The sequence below is a fragment of the Polyangium sorediatum genome, assembly GCF_029946465.1.
GTDB lineage: Bacteria > Myxococcota_A > Polyangia > Polyangiales > Polyangiaceae > Polyangium > Polyangium fumosum.
Window position 1 is genome coordinate 1 of record NZ_JARZHI010000168.1, and the last position, 1294, is coordinate 1294.

The 1294-nt window shown below is 65.8% G+C and carries 1 protein-coding gene; it reads left to right on the plus strand.

The window, feature by feature from the left end:
• The first annotated feature begins 211 nt into the window (after positions 1 to 211).
• Positions 212 to 1168 carry an IS110 family RNA-guided transposase gene (locus tag QHF89_RS49840; RefSeq protein ID WP_136973422.1) on the plus strand — a complete coding sequence of 319 codons (957 nt, stop codon included), beginning with the start codon at positions 212 to 214 and terminating at the stop codon, positions 1166 to 1168.
• The last annotated feature ends 126 nt before the right edge of the window (positions 1169 to 1294 follow it).

The following is a 1294-nucleotide window of genomic DNA, read 5'->3' on the forward strand; positions in this document are numbered from 1 at the left end:
CCCCTTGTATCTGAAGGCTGCGCTAGGGTTCGGGGGTCTGGAGGCAGAGGGCGCGGTAGACCGTGGCCCCTTGGGTCTTCGAGCCCGTGGTCGAGCTTGGGTCGCCGCGCTCTCGTCCTCCGGCGGTAAGCCCGAACAGTTGTCTGAGCTCTAGCTCGCATCGACAAGGATGGGACACGCCGGAGGCTGCCTCGAGATCCACGAGGCAACTATGGATCAACAAGTTCAGGCGTGTTTTGTAGGTATTGATGTTTCCAAGGATCACCTGGACGTAGCCGTTCGACCGACGGGAGCGGCGCGTCGTTTTGCGGCGGACGAGCTGCATACGCTCGTCGGTTTCGTGCAACAGGCCGGGCCGACGCTGGTCGTGATGGAGGCGACGGGAGGCCTGGAAACGGCCGTAGCGGCGGCCCTTGCGGCGGCGGGGGTGGCTGTTGCGATCGTGAACCCTCGCCAGCCGCGTGATTTTGCCAAGGCGCTCGGCAAGCTTGCGAAGACGGATGCGATCGACGCGGCGGTGCTGGCGCACTTCGGCGAGGCGGTGCGCCCCGAACCGCGGCCCTTGCCCGACGCGCAGACGCGGGAGCTGGAGGCGCTCGTGATGCGTCGTCGCCAGTTGCTCGAGATGCTCGTGGCCGAGAGATGCCGGCTGAGCGCCTGCCGCGTCAGCTCAATGCGCAAGAGCCTGGAGCTGCACATCGAGTGGCTGCGCAAGCAGATGAAGGACCTGGACAAGGACATCACGAAGAGCGTGCGCAACAGCCCGATGTGGCGCGAAAAAGACGACCTGCTTCAGTCGGTGCCCGGAGTCGGTCCGGTCGTGTCATCGATGGTGCTGGTGTCGCTGCCCGAGCTCGGGACGCTCAACCGCAAGCAGATCGCAGCGCTTGTCGGGGTAGCGCCGCTCAACCGCGACAGCGGCAAGATGCAAGGCAAACGCAGCATATGGGGCGGACGGGCGCCGATGCGCGCAGCGCTGTACATGGCGACGCTGGTCGCGACGAAGCGCAACGACACGATCCGAGCCTTCTACCAGCGACTGCTGATCGCAGGAAAAGCGAAGAAGGTCGCGCTGGTGGCGTGCATGCGCAAGCTGCTGACGATGCTGAACGCGATGTTACGGTCCGGGAGTCGCTGGAAGTCGAACGAGGTGTCTGCTCCGGCCTAGCGAGACTTCGCGTCCACCATCGCCCAACGCATCATCGAGCGCCGCGCGCAGCGAGCGTCAAGGCCGCGGTGCGCCCGCGTTGCGGGTCGAAGAGCCTGGACGCTCGCGAGCACGGCGCCACCGTCT